The 16,225-nt window shown below is 40.5% G+C and carries 16 protein-coding genes; 13 read left to right on the top strand and 3 right to left on the bottom strand.

Translation table 11 applies throughout. The features are described 5' to 3' along the window. The first annotated feature begins 159 nt into the window (after positions 1 to 159). The 5 genes from ACSQ2E_RS13310 (at position 160) to ACSQ2E_RS13290 (ending at position 5,223) form a co-directional block, all read left to right on the top strand. On the top strand, positions 160 to 963 hold the full coding sequence (locus tag ACSQ2E_RS13310) for a TIGR00282 family metallophosphoesterase (RefSeq protein ID WP_435991228.1): 804 nt from the start codon (positions 160 to 162) through the stop codon (positions 961 to 963). Positions 964 to 1,099: 136 nt separating this feature from the next. After that, the gene (gene spoVS / locus ACSQ2E_RS13305; protein ID WP_034760060.1) at positions 1,100 to 1,360 is read left to right on the top strand and encodes a stage V sporulation protein SpoVS; all 261 of its coding nucleotides are present in this window, start codon (positions 1,100 to 1,102) and stop codon (positions 1,358 to 1,360) included. A 100-nt stretch (positions 1,361 to 1,460) separates the two neighbouring features. Continuing rightward, positions 1,461 to 2,384 (top strand): dipeptidase, encoded by a 924-nt coding sequence (locus ACSQ2E_RS13300; protein WP_435991225.1) that lies wholly within the window; start codon positions 1,461 to 1,463, stop codon positions 2,382 to 2,384. A 226-nt stretch (positions 2,385 to 2,610) separates the two neighbouring features. After that, positions 2,611 to 4,353: a 2-oxoacid:acceptor oxidoreductase subunit alpha gene (locus ACSQ2E_RS13295; protein WP_435991223.1), complete on the top strand. Its 1,743-nt coding sequence runs from the start codon at positions 2,611 to 2,613 to the stop codon at positions 4,351 to 4,353. A gap of 3 nt (positions 4,354 to 4,356) precedes the next feature. After that, entirely contained in the window at positions 4,357 to 5,223 is an 867-nt protein-coding gene (locus tag ACSQ2E_RS13290; RefSeq protein ID WP_435991221.1) for a 2-oxoacid:ferredoxin oxidoreductase subunit beta, read from the top strand. Between the two features lie 21 nt (positions 5,224 to 5,244). On the opposite strand, the gene ACSQ2E_RS13285 is transcribed toward ACSQ2E_RS13290, so the two are convergent. After that, positions 5,245 to 6,252 (bottom strand): hypothetical protein, encoded by a 1,008-nt coding sequence (locus ACSQ2E_RS13285; protein ID WP_435991219.1) that lies wholly within the window; start codon positions 6,250 to 6,252, stop codon positions 5,245 to 5,247. A gap of 496 nt (positions 6,253 to 6,748) precedes the next feature. Here ACSQ2E_RS13285 and ACSQ2E_RS13280 point away from each other — a divergent pair, with 496 nt between their 5' ends. The 5 genes from ACSQ2E_RS13280 (at position 6,749) to ACSQ2E_RS13260 (ending at position 10,563) form a co-directional block, all read left to right on the top strand. Continuing rightward, a complete protein-coding gene (locus ACSQ2E_RS13280) occupies positions 6,749 to 7,921 on the top strand; it encodes a hypothetical protein (protein WP_435991217.1) in 1,173 nt (390 codons plus the stop codon). A 95-nt stretch (positions 7,922 to 8,016) separates the two neighbouring features. Beyond that, on the top strand, positions 8,017 to 9,198 hold the full coding sequence (locus ACSQ2E_RS13275) for a hypothetical protein (RefSeq protein ID WP_435991215.1): 1,182 nt from the start codon (positions 8,017 to 8,019) through the stop codon (positions 9,196 to 9,198). Positions 9,199 to 9,218: 20 nt separating this feature from the next. Next, positions 9,219 to 9,353 (top strand): hypothetical protein, encoded by a 135-nt coding sequence (locus ACSQ2E_RS13270; protein ID WP_435991213.1) that lies wholly within the window; start codon positions 9,219 to 9,221, stop codon positions 9,351 to 9,353. A 13-nt stretch (positions 9,354 to 9,366) separates the two neighbouring features. Continuing rightward, positions 9,367 to 9,753: a M67 family metallopeptidase gene (locus tag ACSQ2E_RS13265; RefSeq protein WP_435991211.1), complete on the top strand. Its 387-nt coding sequence runs from the start codon at positions 9,367 to 9,369 to the stop codon at positions 9,751 to 9,753. Positions 9,754 to 9,858: 105 nt separating this feature from the next. Beyond that, on the top strand, positions 9,859 to 10,563 hold the full coding sequence (locus tag ACSQ2E_RS13260) for a glycosyltransferase family 2 protein (protein WP_435991209.1): 705 nt from the start codon (positions 9,859 to 9,861) through the stop codon (positions 10,561 to 10,563). A 57-nt stretch (positions 10,564 to 10,620) separates the two neighbouring features. Here ACSQ2E_RS13260 and ACSQ2E_RS13255 read toward each other — a convergent pair whose 3' ends face one another. Both ACSQ2E_RS13255 and ACSQ2E_RS13250 read right to left on the bottom strand, forming a co-directional pair. Beyond that, positions 10,621 to 11,532, bottom strand: a complete 912-nt coding sequence (locus ACSQ2E_RS13255; RefSeq protein WP_435991207.1) for an NAD-dependent epimerase/dehydratase family protein — start codon at positions 11,530 to 11,532, stop codon at positions 10,621 to 10,623. Positions 11,533 to 11,618: 86 nt separating this feature from the next. Further along, positions 11,619 to 12,683, bottom strand: a complete 1,065-nt coding sequence (locus tag ACSQ2E_RS13250; protein WP_435991205.1) for a glycosyltransferase family 4 protein — start codon at positions 12,681 to 12,683, stop codon at positions 11,619 to 11,621. Positions 12,684 to 12,948: 265 nt separating this feature from the next. Here ACSQ2E_RS13250 and ACSQ2E_RS13245 point away from each other — a divergent pair, with 265 nt between their 5' ends. The 3 genes from ACSQ2E_RS13245 to ACSQ2E_RS13235 all read left to right on the top strand — a co-directional run bounded on the left by ACSQ2E_RS13245 (position 12,949) and on the right by ACSQ2E_RS13235 (position 16,176). Further along, the gene (locus ACSQ2E_RS13245) at positions 12,949 to 13,908 is read left to right on the top strand and encodes a hypothetical protein (protein WP_435991203.1); all 960 of its coding nucleotides are present in this window, start codon (positions 12,949 to 12,951) and stop codon (positions 13,906 to 13,908) included. A gap of 231 nt (positions 13,909 to 14,139) precedes the next feature. After that, positions 14,140 to 15,354 carry a glycosyltransferase family 4 protein gene (locus ACSQ2E_RS13240; protein WP_435991201.1) on the top strand — a complete coding sequence of 405 codons (1,215 nt, stop codon included), beginning with the start codon at positions 14,140 to 14,142 and terminating at the stop codon, positions 15,352 to 15,354. A gap of 21 nt (positions 15,355 to 15,375) precedes the next feature. Beyond that, positions 15,376 to 16,176: a sulfotransferase family 2 domain-containing protein gene (locus ACSQ2E_RS13235; RefSeq protein WP_435991199.1), complete on the top strand. Its 801-nt coding sequence runs from the start codon at positions 15,376 to 15,378 to the stop codon at positions 16,174 to 16,176. Positions 16,177 to 16,225 lie beyond the last annotated feature (49 nt).

Raw genomic sequence — 16,225 nt, 5'->3', positions numbered from 1 at the left:
GTTGACTCGAAAAGGGATATCCCTTTCGAGTCAGCTTTTTTTATCTCATGCTATAATCCGCCTTTTAATAGATGATGGCTCCTTTTAGTATGAATAGACGACAAGTTATTTGTGATACAATAACGACAAAACTTAATACATATAGAGAAGGGGATTTTCATGAAAATATTATTTGTTGGAGACGTAGTCGGTTCAATGGGCCGGGAAATGATTACAGAATACCTGCCTAAGCTAAAGAAGAAGCATTCACCGGATTTTACAATCGTAAATGGTGAGAATGCTGCATCAGGTAGAGGGATTACTGAGAAAATATATAAACAATTTATACAAGATGGTGCGAATATGGTCACCCTGGGAAATCACACTTGGGACAATAAGGATATCTTTAATTTCATCGACTCATCCAAACAAATGGTGAGGCCGGCTAATTTCCCTGAAGGAACGCCGGGCAGCGGTTTGGTGTTCGGGGAGGTATACGGTAAAGAGGTCGCTGTCATAAATGCTCAAGGAAGGACGTTTATGCCTCCACTTGATGATCCATTCAAAGCTCTTGATGAGCTTGTAGATGAGGCCAAAAAGAGAACCTCCGTTATATTCGTTGATTTTCATGCAGAGGCAACAAGTGAGAAGCAGGCTGTAGGCTGGTTTCTGGATGGCCGTGTGTCTGCAGTGATTGGAACGCACACTCATGTTCAAACGGCAGACAACCGGATCCTTCCAAATGGGACAGCCTTTATGTGTGATGTTGGTATGACCGGACCATACGATGAGGTATTGGGAATGAGTAAGGATTCTGTTCTAAGGAGATTCCAGACCAGTTTACCCGTCCGATTTGAAGTACCGAAGGCGGGGCGTAAAACCCTGAGTGCTTGTTTAATCGACATTGATCACAAGTCGGGTAAAGCTAAAAAGATCGAGCGCATATTGATCAACGAAGACCATCCATTTATGGCAGAATATTAAATGTTTTCCTTCCTTTTTCGGTGTTACCGGAATGATTTGTCCATTTCCTGAATATAGTATCAGTGGAATCATTTATACCAAGTTTGTTCTTTACCACGGACATACGGTATGGGGGAAATGACAAGGAGGAAAAGGAATGGAAATATTAAAAGTTTCAGCAAAATCTAATCCTAATTCTGTAGCTGGTGCACTCGCCGGTGTTCTTCGTGAGAGAGGAGGAGCTGAAATTCAAGCAATCGGTGCAGGGGCTTTAAATCAAGCCGTCAAGGCTGTTGCCATTGCAAGAGGCTTTGTGGCTCCCAGTGGTTTAGATTTAATATGTATCCCTGCATTTACGGATATTCTCATCGATGGAGAAGAACGTACGGCGATAAAGTTAATCGTGGAACCAAGATAATAAACCATAGGCTGTTCATTAGAGGGGACCCTTTAGTGGACAGCCTTTATACTATGAACACATATACATATATGAAAAGAAACGGAAAGGAAGACCCAATATGATATTTGATGCACACTGTGATGTTTTGATGAAGCTATATTTAGAGCCGGGGAGTGGGGCCTTTCAATCGAAGAGTTCCTTACATATTACGTATCCTCAACTCATTCAAAGCAGCAGTAAAGTACAGTTGTTCGCAATCTATATCCCCTCCTACCTGAAGCCGGGTCAACGGTTTCAAGCAGCACTTGAAATGGTGAATCTGTTTCATAATCAGATCCTTAAGTCAAGCTCTAAGCTGAAATTCGTCACCTCGAAAAAGGATATAGAACGTCTTGCGGAAGATGAAATAGGGGCAATGCTGACACTGGAAGGTGCCGAAGCAGTAGAGGAGGATCTTACGAAGCTCGAGATCCTTTACAGGCTGGGAGTCCGGTCGGTCGGTTTGACGTGGAACTGGGCCAATGCCGCAGCAGACGGTGCCCTTGAACCGAGAGGGGGCGGGTTGACCAACTTTGGGGAAGACATCGTCTTTTTCCTAAATGAGAAGAGACTTTGGACAGATGTATCCCATCTATGTGAAAAAGCATTCTGGGATGTGATGGAGTTAGCTGAATATCCGGTAGCATCCCACTCAAATGCATACTCAATCTGTCCCAATCCACGAAACTTAAAAAATGATCAAATTGAGGCACTCATCAAGAAGGACAGCGTAATGGGCATCACCTTTGTCCCACCATTTTTAAACAAGAAAGGGACAGCTGAGATATCTGATATCATCCGGCATGTAGAGCATGTATGCAGTCTCGGCGGGGAGGATCATATTGGATTTGGCTCCGATTTCGACGGCATAACCGAAACCGTCCAAGGTCTATCCTCATACATTCAGTATAAAAACTTAATCAACACCCTCCAACGGTACTACAGTGAAAAACAAGTAAAAAAATTCTTATTCCAGAACTTCTTTAAGAGACTGCCTGATTGATTACATTAAAACCACTGAGGGAAAAACTTTAGTGGTTTAGTTCTGCTGATATGAACGTGTTTAGAATGATAATCTCTTCAATACAGTAGTGATTTAAAGAGAAAAGTGATAAACTGATAGAGTAAATGATATGAATAGGCTGCATCGGTAATAGATGATTGATCCTAATGAAGAGAATATGCTTCAACAATAGATGTTGCAAATAATGATTGAAAGGGTGTAATGAATGAAGGAACAGCTTTCATGGAAAGTTGGCGGACAGCAAGGTGAAGGTATTGAGAGTACAGGTGAAATCTTTTCCATGGCCCTCAATCGTCTTGGGTATTTCTTATATGGTTACCGCCATTTCTCCTCCCGCATTAAAGGTGGACATACAAATAATAAGATTCGTGTAAGCACCACGCAAGTACGTGCGATTGCTGACGATTTAGATATTTTGGTTGCGTTTGACCAGGAAACGATTGATGTGAATTACAAAGAATTACATAGCGATGGCGTTATTATAGCCGATGCAAAGTTCAAACCTGTGAAACCTGAAGATACTGAAGCATCCCTGTACATTGTTCCCTTCACTGAATTAGCGACGGAGCTCGGAACTTCCCTGATGAAGAACATGGTGGCAGTTGGGTCTACCTGTGCCGTTCTCAATCTGGATCCAAATGTTTTCAAGGAAGTAGTGGAAGAAATCTTTGGACGTAAAGGTGAAACGGTCGTTGAGAAAAATATGGAAGCGATCAAGCAGGGATACGCTGCGATGAAAGCAGAACTCGGTGACAAGGTCGGTTCCCTGGAACTGAAAGAAGCAGACCGGAATAAACGCATGTTCATGATTGGAAACGACGCCATAGCACTAGGTGCATTGGCAGGAGGCGTCCGATTGATGGCGGCTTATCCAATTACGCCGGCATCTGAAATCATGGAGTATCTCATCAAGAAGCTTCCAATGGTCGGTGGTACCGTCATCCAGACAGAGGATGAGATCGCAGCGGCCACTATGGCAATTGGAGCTAATTACGGAGGGATCCGTTCCTTCACCGCTTCAGCAGGACCAGGGCTCTCACTTATGATGGAAGCGATAGGGCTATCCGGAATGACAGAACAGCCACTTGTTGTAGTGGATACGCAGCGCGGGGGACCGTCTACAGGTTTGCCTACGAAACAGGAACAATCCGATCTAATGGCGATGATTTACGGTACTCACGGTGAAATCCCTAAAATCGTCCTGGCTCCAAGTACAGTACAGGAAGCTTTTTATGATACAGTGGAAGCTTTTAACCTGGCGGAAGAGTATCAATGCCCGGTCATCATTCTTTCGGATCTCCAACTTTCCTTAGGTAAACAAACTGTGGAACCCCTTGATCACAGTAAAGTGGAAATACGCAGAGGAAAGCTTGCAGCTAACGAATCTGAATTAGAAGAATTAGAGCCTAAGAAATATTATAAGCGCTTTGAAGTGACTGAAGATGGGGTATCACCCCGCGTCATCCCCGGGATGAAAAATGGGATTCATCATGTCACAGGCGTAGAGCACGATGAAACCGGCAAGCCATCTGAATCTCCTGTGAACAGACAGGCGCAGATGGATAAACGTATGCGTAAACTTGAGAAAATCAAATTCCAGAATCCGATACACACACATGCTCCTCATGAAGAGGCTGACTTGTTATTAGTAGGTTTCAACTCTACACGCGGGGTAATTGAAGAATCGATTGGTCGTTTGGAAGCCGATGGATTGAAAGTGAATCATGCCCATATACGCTTGATTCACCCTTTTCCGTCCGATGAATTGGAGCCACTTATTCATTCAGCGAAAAAAGTGGTCGTGATTGAAAATAACGCTACCGGTCAATTAGCCAATATTATCAAAATGAATGTAGGCTTCGGTAATAAAATCGTTAAAATGACAAAGTATGATGGAACCCCATACTTACCAAATGAAATTCATACAAGATGTAAGGAGTTGAACTGATCCATGGCTACCTTCAAAGATTTCAGGAATAATGTGAAACCAAACTGGTGTCCTGGGTGTGGAGACTTCTCGGTACAAGCTGCGATCCAACGGGCATCTGCCAATGTGGGACTGGATCCCGAACAGTTAGCGGTCGTTTCAGGGATCGGATGTTCAGGACGTATATCCGGATACATCAATTCTTACGGCTTTCACGGAATCCATGGACGGTCTCTTCCGATTGCCCAAGGATTAAAGATGGCCAACAAAGATTTAACCGTCATCGCATCAGGCGGGGATGGGGATGGATTCGCCATCGGTCTTGGGCATACGATCCATGCCATTCGCCGGAATGTCGATGTCACATACATTGTAATGGACAATCAAATATATGGACTGACAAAGGGACAGACTTCACCGCGTTCCTCTTCCGGATTCAAAACGAAGTCAACTCCTCAGGGATCAATCGAACCGGCTCTCGCACCGATGGAAATGGCTTTGACAGCGGGCGCTACATTCGTCGCCCAAAGCTTTTCATCTGATTTGAAAGAACTGACTGCTCTGATTGAAGCCGGTCTGAACCATAAAGGATTTTCCTTGATCAATGTGTTCAGTCCTTGTGTCACATATAATAAAATCAATACGTACGATTGGTTCAAAGAGAATCTTACAAAGCTCGCTGATGTAGAAGGTTATGACCCATCGAATCGGGAGTTGGCCATGAATACGCTCATGGAGAAGGATGGACTGGTTACTGGTTTGATTTATCAAAACAATGAACAGCCATCATACCAGGACCTGGTGTCAGGTTATTCCGAAGAGCCTCTCAGTACTCATGATTTAAGATTAGACGAAAGTAAATTTGATGAATTAGTGAAAGAATTTATGTAATGAAAGAAACCGGATTCCTTTTTAGGTACCCGGTTTCTTTTTTAATTTATTGATTTCTTCATTCAAGAGGGAATTGGTGAATTGAAGATGATGGATGGTATTTTCATAATTTTTCAGAGTGTCTTTCGTGACGATGGAATCTTTTTCTTCGGTTATGAATACTTTATCCTTCAAGTCTTTGATGTTCATTCTGACGGATTGAAGTGAACGGGTGAAGACGTTTTTATCATCCTGCATTCTTTTTAATTCTTCCTGTAGCTGTTGAATAGATGATTCATTATCCTTCTGAACTTGACCTGCACGACACAGATCTTCCTTTTGGAGCTTGATGACCCATTCATATAGTAACTTGGATTCCGTTAGAAGATTATGTGACTCATATAACTCGATATCGTTTAAATAAAGGCGATTTTGTAACCATTCATTTTCATATAGGAGACGGTGAATCTGATCTTCATTAAAATACTTCTCGAAAAGCAAATGGTCCTTCTGTGACTCCAATTCTAATCTCACATCCTCAAGTAGTGCCTCAAGCTCCCATATTTGGATTTCTTTTTTATATAATTGTTTGTCTGCTTCTTGCTTAGTCATTAATAGGAGATCCATCTCTTTTAATAAGTAACTATTCTCAACTTGCAACGCCATGATTTCGTGTTCCAGGGAATTCTGTGATTCAAAGTAGTGTTCTGCTTGTTTATTTGTATCTGATACATAACGAGTCGTGTATGTCCGTAGCTGGTCCTTGACTTGGTTTAGAATGTGCCGGAGCTTTTTCACTTCTCTTTCCTGTGCAGACAAAAGGGCTTGGTATCTTGAGGTTTCCATGTTTTTTTCAGAATTCTGGATTTCAAGCTCTTGAAGATATGTTTGTATCCGGCTTTGTAATAGATCATTTTCTTTTTTGATGGCGACATAATGTTGGGCACGGATTCCGTTTTCTAATCTTTCACATTTTTTTTTGTACTTTTCCATTTCAGATTTATAATGGATGATTTGTTGCTGGAGCTGGATGTTCGAAAGTTGTCTCATGGATATTAGCTCCCTTCGTCATTTATTTCTATTATGTATATGTAAGGGTCAGGATGAACGGTATTTGTCCATGAAAGAAGCCATGTAAACTTCCCAGCGTTTACATGGCTTTTATATATATATAATTAATATCATTGCAATGATAGTTGATTATTCACGTTCGTAATATTCATTTAAAGGAAGCAGCGTAACCATAAAAGGTGAATCACACTATATATGAAAGTTTCAGTTTAATCGTTATGATCATAATGTTGCATGTTTATTCAGTTTTGTTTTTTCATTCCTCCTTTCCTTATGGTATATGATATGACAGTCTAGATGCGGATGTACTGTCAAACGTCTATAGAATCAGCCTATTTTTTAATAGGAATAAAAAAACTATTAATATGCCTATTATTTTTTTTTGCATAAATAGGTGTTTACTCTATACCAAAATCTTTCTCGTCCATAGGATATAGTGTGATATAAATATTCATTAAAAGAAAGGAAGATTTGTTTGAAGAAGCGTAAACAATTTAGGGGTTCCCAGACTCCGACACCATCTCCGTCACCGATTCCATTGGACACCAATGATTTAGCACCGGAATGTATTCGCGTAGACAAAGTATATGACTGGGTGTTCTTTGCGAATAAATATGAAAACAAGAACTTCATTCCAGATGAAGCTTGTCGTGCCGCAGTAAGTGCAGCATTAGCAGCAGGCCAAAGAGTAGAGGTGCAAACAGCTCCAGTAGATCCAGCTGACGTCAGCGTTTCCGGTTCCATTATTGAAAACGGAAATCCTGGAAAAGTTCTCATCGTGTGGACGGTACCGGTTGATGTTACCATCCTGATTAATGGAGTAGCCGAGTGTTCATTTACTGTGCGTACACAGTTCACAGACGAAATCATGCTTTGTGTACCGGTAGGAATCACCAATGCGAACTTAAACATCAGAGCTACCCAAGTAATTGCAACGTCCGGTGGAGTATTAATGGGACCAGATCCATTTGGACCAATGATTCCATTGAAAGTCGTACTTTGTAAAGATGTTCAAGTCGAGTACCCGGTCAAGCTTGAAGTATTGGCTAAATTCTGTTTCCCTCGTCCGAACAACATTCCCGTGCCGGAAGAAAGACTTCAATGTGACTTGAGTTTACTTGAATTCCCACGTCAATGCCCTGGATTATTCCCGGTTGCGAACTGTGAATGCCAGGCAACTGCTCTTGCAAGAAATGAAGATACTGAAGCAACATTCGGATCTGGCGCAACAGCAGACCTCGTAACAGGTCTATCCACGTTAAGAGCTGAAATCTGTCAAGAATGCTCTCTTGCAGACAGTACTTGGTCTTACTCCTTCACGGATACAGAAGTCGGTCCTACACCAGCTCCGACTGCAACAGGATTCCAACCTGACTTCAGCTTCACATTCGATCCATCTTCAATCGACAGAGTCACTTGTGGTGACGATGCCCTTACTGCAGTTGGAGAAGGAATCCGTTACTTTGACGGTGCACCTGAACAATTATTCTATGAACTGCAAATCTTTGATGCACCAACTGAAGGATTCCGCTTGATCCTTAGAAATACAGCGAACGTTGTAATCTTTGATAGTGGAGTAGTCGATGCATTGGTTGAGTTTGGTGAGTGTGAAACTTTCGCAGACTTACTTGGAGATTTAGATAACTAATTAAATGAGGGAGAGAGTGATCTCTCTCCTTTTTTTTAACATGTAAACAAACCGTACATATGATGTTACTAAAGGAATTTTTGGAGGTGAGACAAGTGAGCGAGGAGGATAATATATGGAAACCTGACACAGACGTGCCCGGGGTCATGCATGACATTCATATGATCTCAGAAGAACTGGAGTCCCTATATCAACACTATTCAACGCGAATTAAGAATGTGTCAGAAGAATTGTCCAGGGAAAGATCTAAACATAAGGTCTATCAACTGGAGATTGCGGAGAATCATCACACCATCCAAATGCTGACAGAACAAATTGAATATTTGCTCCAGGAGGTTGAAGTGAGGCATGAGCTTTATATTCAATTGCAACAGAATGTAGAGAAAGAAACGATGACCGGGGAGGAATGGAACAATATCCAGGAAGAAATCAAAGAAGAAATCACCATTGATGACAACCCAGGGGTAATAGATTATTTACATCCCGCCTCCATCCCGAAAATCCAAATCATTTATGAAAGTCTTCAGAGTGATATGAAAATAATACTCGAACGAATAAAAAATAAAGCCATTTCCTTATTGATTGAAACGAACGAGTATTTTTTATCAGAGGAAAAAAAGTCCATTGAAGTTGAAATGTACCATACCGCTTTCGTTACACAGCTGGAATGGTTGCAAATTCAGAGAAGGAAATACATGGGACGAAATAAAGAAAGGTGGTTTACACAAATGTGGAATTTTTTATGGGGTAAAGACGAGGGAAACAATCATCCTGAAATACTGAAGAAGCTGGATCAGATTGAAGAGCAATTGTTATCTTATTCAGCAAAATTCAGCGAAGTGAAAGAAACACTGAACAAAAGTACAGAAAGGGAGGAAACCACTCAAAATTATATTCAAAAGATGGGAGCTTTACATGATGAAATAAAGAAAATCGAGGGCCTATATGAAGATGAACTTCATTCGCTGAAAAATCAATTGGAAGATTTTAAACAGAGAGAAAAAGATCTTGAAAGGCAAATTAGTTTATTAAATGAAAAATATTCAGGAGAGCATAAAGGAAAAAGTCAGCGTGAGGTCGAACTCGAACAGGAATTGAATCGGCTGCGAAAAGACCTTCAATCTCAATCCAATAAGAAAAACGAACTCTATAATAGAATGAAGCAGCAAAAAAAGCAGCCTCCCCAGGTGAATCCTCAATTTGATGAATATGGACATATTCCAATGGCCTCTGAAGCGAAACGCACCATGTTTAATCCGAATAAGTATATTAGGTAAATTGGAAAGGGGGGATAAAAATGCAATCCAAAGACCTGAACAAAATTTATAGGCAGAGAAAAAGTGTGCCCATCGGTATCAAAAAAGAAGAAAGAATCCAAATGGAAGCCAAAAGAACGAAATTCAAATACAAAGGCTGCGGGTGCAACGCCTAAAGAAATCGTTAAAATGACTAATCGATTTTACAAAACTATTTTAATTGAAGTAAAAAAGGAATTGCCGAACGAAGGCTGTGGATTCATTTCAGGGACAGGAAATATTTGTAAGACGATTTGGCCGATGAGAAATTCAGAGCCATCACCGTATTCATTTGCCATCGATCCAGATGAACAGGATCAAGTCATGGATCAAATGCTTCTGAAGAAGGAGGCTTTTTTGGGGATCTATCATTCCCATCCTTATGGAATTCCTGTTCCCTCCAGGGATGATGTTGCCTTCGCCCACCACCCGGAACTTTATTATTTCATAGCCGCTGTCGGTGGCGGGAAAGAAGAGATTAGATGTTACAAGATTCATAATGGGAAGGTCAAGCATATCGATATACTGATTGATTGAAAGAGTGCGAATGCACTCTTTTTTCTCTGGGTGATGATACAAGCACCTTATCAACACCTTCATATACTGGTATTATCACTTTCTATAATGAAAGAGGGGGACTACATGAAGGTATCAATCATTATCCCATTTTATAATTGTGCTTTTATTGACCAGGCGATCAATAGCGCTCTTCGTCAATCTTATAAAGATATTGAAGTGATCGTTGTGGACGATGGTTCAACTCAATATGTGGAAAAAATACAACCTTTTAAAAACAGGATCAAGTATATAAAGAAGTCAAATGGTGGGACGGCTTCTGCTTTAAATGCAGGCATAAGGGCAGCGAGAGGGAAGTATTTTGCCTGGCTGAGCTCTGATGATATGTTTGTTGAAAGCAAGATAGCAAGACAGCTAGCCTATATGAATTCAATAGGTTCCAACCTATCTTACACAGCATTTACCACCATTGATCATCAAAATAAAGTATTGAACGAAATCCACTCCAGGAAAATGAATAGAAAATCGTTTCAAAATCTGCTTCTGAAGGCTTGTCCTGTGAATGGCTGCACCGTGATGGCAGAAATCGATTTAATCAAGAAGGCAGGCTGGTTTGATGAAAATCTAAAATACACACAGGATTACGAAATGTGGTGCCGGCTCAGCCTGTATACGAAAATGCACTACTTGGATGAAGTCCTTGTATTATACCGTGTCCATCCCCGTATGGGTTCAGCGAAGCATGGTGCGGGGATGGTGAAAGAATCACAGTATATCCAAAGAAAGTATCAGAAATTTTTCCAAATGGAAAACAAAAAAAATAGACATTAAAAAAAGCATCATTCATTTTCAATCAGGAAATGAATGATGCTTTATTGATGGACCGGGTTATAGGGAGTGGGATATATAGGTTTCCTTCATTCCCTTCTCAAATGAATAACCAGGTTCCCACCCTAAAACACGTTTCGATAGTGTATTATCCAAACAGCTATGCCTAATATCCCCTGGTCTATCCCCAGCATGGAAGGACGGGATTTCATTCTTATGACACTTCTTCAGTAAATCAATGATCTGCAGAATGGATGTCCTTTCCCCAGTGCTGATTTGCATGGTCACGTGTTTTTCCTTTAAGGCAGCGGCAATATTTGCTTCCACTACATCCTGTACATAAATGTAGTCACGGGTCTGCAGACCATCTCCATTGATTTTCAAAGGTTCCTGCTTCTTTAATTTTTCAAGGAAGACAGCAATCACTCCTCCTTCCCCTTTAGATGTTTGACGTGGTCCATAGACGTTCCCGTATCGTAGGATGGTGTAGGGGAGATTAAAAGTGTCGTGATAAAGTTTTATATAGTGTTCAGCAGCAAGCTTTGACAATCCGTAGAATGAAATCGGCGATGTAGGATGTGATTCATTAATTAATCCACTGAGTGCATTCCCGTACACTGCTGATGTAGAAGAAAAGACAAAGTTTTTGACAGGCGTATGCCTGCACGCATCCAATAAGTTAATGGTTCCAGCTAAATTTGATTGCATATCAGAAAGGGGGCTGGAAGTGGACCGGGATACATCAGCCTGGGCAGCGAGGTGGAAGATATAATCAGGCTTCTCAGAAAGGATGACTTGATGTGCATCTGGTGAAGAAATATCCAATTCGTGAAAAGAGGCAGCTGGATTGAGATAATCCTTCTTCCCGCTGCTTAAATTATCGATAACGTGTACAGAGTATCCCCTTGCAACTAAAGAATCTACTAAATGGGATCCGATAAACCCTGCTCCTCCTGTAACAAGTGCTTTCAATTGACATCTCACCTTTGCATTATTTTTAATAGCATATGTTCAGGGGAGGGCTTTTGATTGAACAGGAGTCCAGAATGCAACAGAATCTATAAGCCTATAGATTTTAGCATTTTTAAGAAGTGGTGACTATATTGATCGTGGCTGAACTGTGATTTTAGGTGTAGCAGGGCATTCTCAATAATATATTGGCGCAGAGAGGTATTGTCCATAAGTTCTTCGGCTTGTTTGACAGCATGTTGAATATTGCCTATTTGATAGAATTTACCTGATTGGTTATGAAGGATTGTACTTCTGACCCCATCTGAATCGGTTGTAAGGACCGGGCACCTGCAACTCATGGCTTCCAGCGGTGAGTATGGGGCACCTTCCACCTTGGAGGTTGAGCAAAGAAATCCGCCGGAGTCCCCAATTCGTGAAAAATAACCAGGCATTTGATTGTTCGGTATATTTTGAAGGATGTGTACATGTTTATCCAGATTCAATCTGCTCTTTAATTGAATGAACTCCTTCCTTTCCGTGGGGGTGGACAAGCTTGGATCTTCAAACATGTATAATTGGATGTCTCTTTTCTTAGCAAGTTGATGGCCGATGTGAAGGAATTCACGCCAGTTTTTATTATCCTCAAGCCTTCCGATCCATGCCATGATTGGTTTATCTATTTTGGGGAGCTTTTGGTAAGTGAAGGTTCTATGATCAAAGCAATTATTGAATTCAAAAATGGGTGTCGTGGAAAAGAATTCCCTAAAGATCACCCCGATATGAGGAGTCTTGGGATATAGGAGGGCATCACAATGTTTTTGTACAAATGGGATGGCAAGCTGTAATTGTGCACGAGCCACACTTTGTGGACCGAAACCTTGTATCTCGAGAATCATTTTGCCTTTGAATCCTAAGTTCCTGAACCTTTCCATCGCAGCATAATCCGAGGTGATCACCATCGCATCATATTTTCCCCTATGCAGGATGTTTTTTATGTCTTGATCATTATTAGTAATGAAGACCTTTGACTCTTCATGATTCATCAATTCTCTTCTCTTGCTGTAATACAAGAAATCGCATCGTATACCGACTTTTTTCAACGCAATGGCCCTTTGTCTGTTCAGGGTTTCCACCCCTCCGCTCGGTACGTAAAAAACGAATAGTATTTTCATCTATAATCCCCCGATCAATTTAACGTTTCCAAAAAACAATACTACTATTTTTATATGTGATCATTCCCTGATTGTACGGGCTAATCGGATATTATTTAGGGGGGAGTCCCATTTTATTCAATGGGACTGTCAAAAGATACAAGCAGTACATAGAATAAGTAGAGAAGTCGATCGGATATACTGGCCATCTCCCATAGCAGTGTTGGGATTTTGCAGTTTCCGTAAGCAAAGAGACTACTTTATGTGAAAAAAGGGGTGAGAATAATTGAAAGATTTATATCTTGTCGGGGCGGAACAAAAGTCCAAGGTGCTGAAGGATTGGGAACAGTTTAAAAAAGCCGTTGTATTGAAAATGAATGGATCGACCAAACAGACGAAAAAGGTCATCGAATACATTTCTCCACAGGAAGTGTCTCCGGATTACGAACCTTCCTATTCTTTCACGGCTGCAACCATGATGGGAGACAGGCTGTTTGTTGGGACTCAAACAGAAATCCTTGTATACAATACAACCACTCATAAGATGGAGAACTATTATAGCTTACCGATATTCAATGATGTTCATCATGTCAAAGCGAGGAAGAATGGGAACCTGCTTGTTGCGAATACCGGATTGGATATGGTCGTTGAACTTGATCCAAAGGGGAAGGTAATAAATCTTTGGAACGTCATGGGGGAAGGACCGTGGAAACGATTTGATCCAAAAATCGATTATAGAAAAGTTCCCACAACCAAGCCACACCAGTCACATCCTAACTATGTATTTGAATTGAAGGATGAAATTTGGGTGACCAGGTGTTTACAAAAAGATGCCATTTGTTTGACTGATAGGTCGAAAAGAATAAATATAGGACGACAATTGATTCATGATGGAGTTCTTTTTCATAGAAAACTTTACTTTACACAGGTGGATGGAAGGATTGTCATAGTTGATTCAAAGAACTTGAAAGTTGAAAGAGTGGTAGACCTTGAGACGATTGGAAGCCTCAATGGCAAAATCGGGTGGTGCAGGGGAATCAAACCTCTATCTGAGGATATTGTATTAGTGGGATTCTCAAGGATTAGGCCACAAAGTAAAAAAATGGAGGATGGCACTATCAGGTATATAGGTGACTATGGGGTCATGCCTACCAGATTATCTTGTTTTAATATCAACACCAACACATTGATATGGGAGAAGAATCTTGAGGATTGTGGATTAAATGTCATATATTCCATTCACTGATGGTGGGGGCCGGTAGGAGAGGCTGATTGGTCTTACAAAATTGTTCAATATCGGAGTGAGAAATGACATGCTACCTAGAAAAAATTATTTTCTTCGTGTTCAAAAGCAAAATCAGCTGAATAAAAATAGAATCAAAAGTAAACACAGCAATCGAACTAATCAGACACCACTTTCAATACCAGACCCAAGAATCCAATCGATCCTGAATCAGTTTCCAGGAGGTTGATGAGAATGAATATTTTACTTGCCACTGTATTTCCTCTGCCTGGTGGAGGGATATGGTCTTTTGTTTCCAATCTCAGAAATATCCTCGTCCGGAATGGTCATCGCGTTGACATTTTATGCACCTCCAATCAAAACTCAAAAGTAGTCATCTTAAATAGTAATACTTGCATAAATCTTGAACCTTTCCGCTCTTCAGTGAATAGAAACCTGCTGAGTTCCGTCCCACATCTTGTCAACAATCAATGGGTGTTTCATGCAGAAATGAACAGATATTTATTTGAACAGGGAATATCCTCACTGGATTTAACTCAATATGACGTCATTCATGCACAGGACGTCATTTCAGCCACAGCATTAAGCCGTGTTAAACCGGACAGTGTGCCTCTAATAACAAGCGTCCATGGCTTTTTGACCGGAGCGATCTTTCATCAATTTAAATCCATGAATATCTCCATGGACAATCATGATATTTGGAAAACCTTCGTTCTTCAATATTACTCAAGGCTGGAACAAATCGGGTATGAAGCAAGTGATGTTATTCACACAGCCAGCCTCTGGATGAAAGGCATCATTGAGAATAAGTTCAAGATAGCGACGTCTAAATTGGAGACCTTTCGATATGGAGTGGAATTGTCTGAATATCGACAGATACCATTACCGTTAAAAGGAAACAAAAAGAAAATTATTTTAGCTGTCAGCCGATTAGTGTATTTAAAAGGTTTGCATGATTTGATAGAAGCTTTATCGTATGTGGAATCAAAGGAAAAGTGGGAGTGTTGGATCCTTGGAGAAGGAGAAGAAGAACGAAAATTGAAAGCAGCCTGTAAAAAATTCAACGTTGAAGATAGGGTTACTTTCTGGGGACACTCCTCCAGGGTGAAGGAGCTGATGAGGCAAGCAGATATGATGGTGATGCCGAGCTTACAGGAAAATCAGCCATTTGCCGTCATTGAGGCTCAACTCTTAGGTCTTCCGACAATTGTCAGTAATGCAGGTGGTTTACCGGAAATGATCGAGAACAATAGAAATGGAATGATTGTTGAAAAAGGAAATAGCATTCAGTTATCGTCCTCAATCGAATATCTTTTGAATAATCCGTCAAGGCGGGATCAGATGAGTCAATATGCAATCAAAAAGGGACAGGTTATGTGGGATGTCCACACCTTGAACCGCAATATTCTTCAGCTTTATAAGAAAGGTATTCAATTGAAACAGAAATGAATATGGAAAGGAGGTGAAACAGTGAATAGGAAATTAGCTATTGAAACTATGAAAAAATATCTTAGAACACCGTTATACCACCAGGATTTTCCTCTGATGCTTTTATGGGCTCCGAAAGCAGGTTGTACGACATTTGCCCGCTGGTTTTTTTATCAGATTGGTCTATTGGAAGAAGCTCTTGATTATAATCCTTCCATACATGTGTACAAAGGGGGGGTGTATTTCAAGCAGAAGAATTATCTAGATCTTAATGCAAGGGAGAATATATTAAGAAATAAAACACCCTGCAAATTAGTGAGGGATCCTTATAAGCGGGCAGTAAGCAGTTATTTTACCATTGCCTATTACTGTTATAGAGGTCTTCCAAATATAGGGATGAATAAGGACAAAGAAAGGATTCTCGCGATGTTTTACCCTAATTCATCTTATAAAGGAATTTCATTTAAACAATTCTTATATTATTTATCAAAAGTTGGAGCGGATTATACGATCGTGGATGGTCATATCGCTAAACAATATTGTCAGGAAGAGGAATATTTTTCTCCCCAATTAATTAAATTGGAGAACTTTAAAAAAGAAATTAAGGGTGTTGAAAAAAAGTACAAACTTCTTTTATCTCCTGAAAATGTATTAACCTCTCCGAATTCATTTGCCCCGAAGATGAACGAATCCGGGCTAAACTCAGACACGATCTTAACCTTACCCCAACTTATCCACGGCCCTTTACCGGAGTATAATTCCCTCTATGATAATGAAACGATTCAGTTATGTAATCATGTATTTCACGATGATTTTAAAGTCTATAACTATGAAAAAAAATAAAGTAGAAGTCCTCTTTTATGGGGGCTTTTTATATCATTCTTATTTTTAT

Origin of the sequence: Rossellomorea sp. LjRoot5 (assembly GCF_964253455.1) — a bacterium.
Lineage (GTDB): Bacteria > Bacillota > Bacilli > Bacillales > Bacillaceae_B > Rossellomorea.
This window is presented reverse-complemented; position numbering and strand designations above follow the sequence as displayed.

What these genes read in the sequence shown, in the direction of transcription:
- ACSQ2E_RS13310 (WP_435991228.1), top strand. Translation starts at nt 160, where the DNA reads ATGAAAATATTATTTGTTGGAGACGTAGTCGGTTCAATGGGCCGGGAA.
- spoVS (WP_034760060.1), top strand. Translation starts at nt 1,100, where the DNA reads ATGGAAATATTAAAAGTTTCAGCAAAATCTAATCCTAATTCTGTAGCT.
- ACSQ2E_RS13300 (WP_435991225.1), top strand. Translation starts at nt 1,461, where the DNA reads ATGATATTTGATGCACACTGTGATGTTTTGATGAAGCTATATTTAGAG.
- ACSQ2E_RS13295 (WP_435991223.1), top strand. Translation starts at nt 2,611, where the DNA reads ATGAAGGAACAGCTTTCATGGAAAGTTGGCGGACAGCAAGGTGAAGGT.
- ACSQ2E_RS13290 (WP_435991221.1), top strand. Translation starts at nt 4,357, where the DNA reads ATGGCTACCTTCAAAGATTTCAGGAATAATGTGAAACCAAACTGGTGT.
- ACSQ2E_RS13285 (WP_435991219.1), bottom strand. Translation starts at nt 6,252, where the DNA reads ATGAGACAACTTTCGAACATCCAGCTCCAGCAACAAATCATCCATTAT.
- ACSQ2E_RS13270 (WP_435991213.1), top strand. Translation starts at nt 9,219, where the DNA reads ATGCAATCCAAAGACCTGAACAAAATTTATAGGCAGAGAAAAAGTGTG.
- ACSQ2E_RS13265 (WP_435991211.1), top strand. Translation starts at nt 9,367, where the DNA reads ATGACTAATCGATTTTACAAAACTATTTTAATTGAAGTAAAAAAGGAA.
- ACSQ2E_RS13260 (WP_435991209.1), top strand. Translation starts at nt 9,859, where the DNA reads ATGAAGGTATCAATCATTATCCCATTTTATAATTGTGCTTTTATTGAC.
- ACSQ2E_RS13250 (WP_435991205.1), bottom strand. Translation starts at nt 12,683, where the DNA reads ATGAAAATACTATTCGTTTTTTACGTACCGAGCGGAGGGGTGGAAACC.
- ACSQ2E_RS13240 (WP_435991201.1), top strand. Translation starts at nt 14,140, where the DNA reads ATGAATATTTTACTTGCCACTGTATTTCCTCTGCCTGGTGGAGGGATA.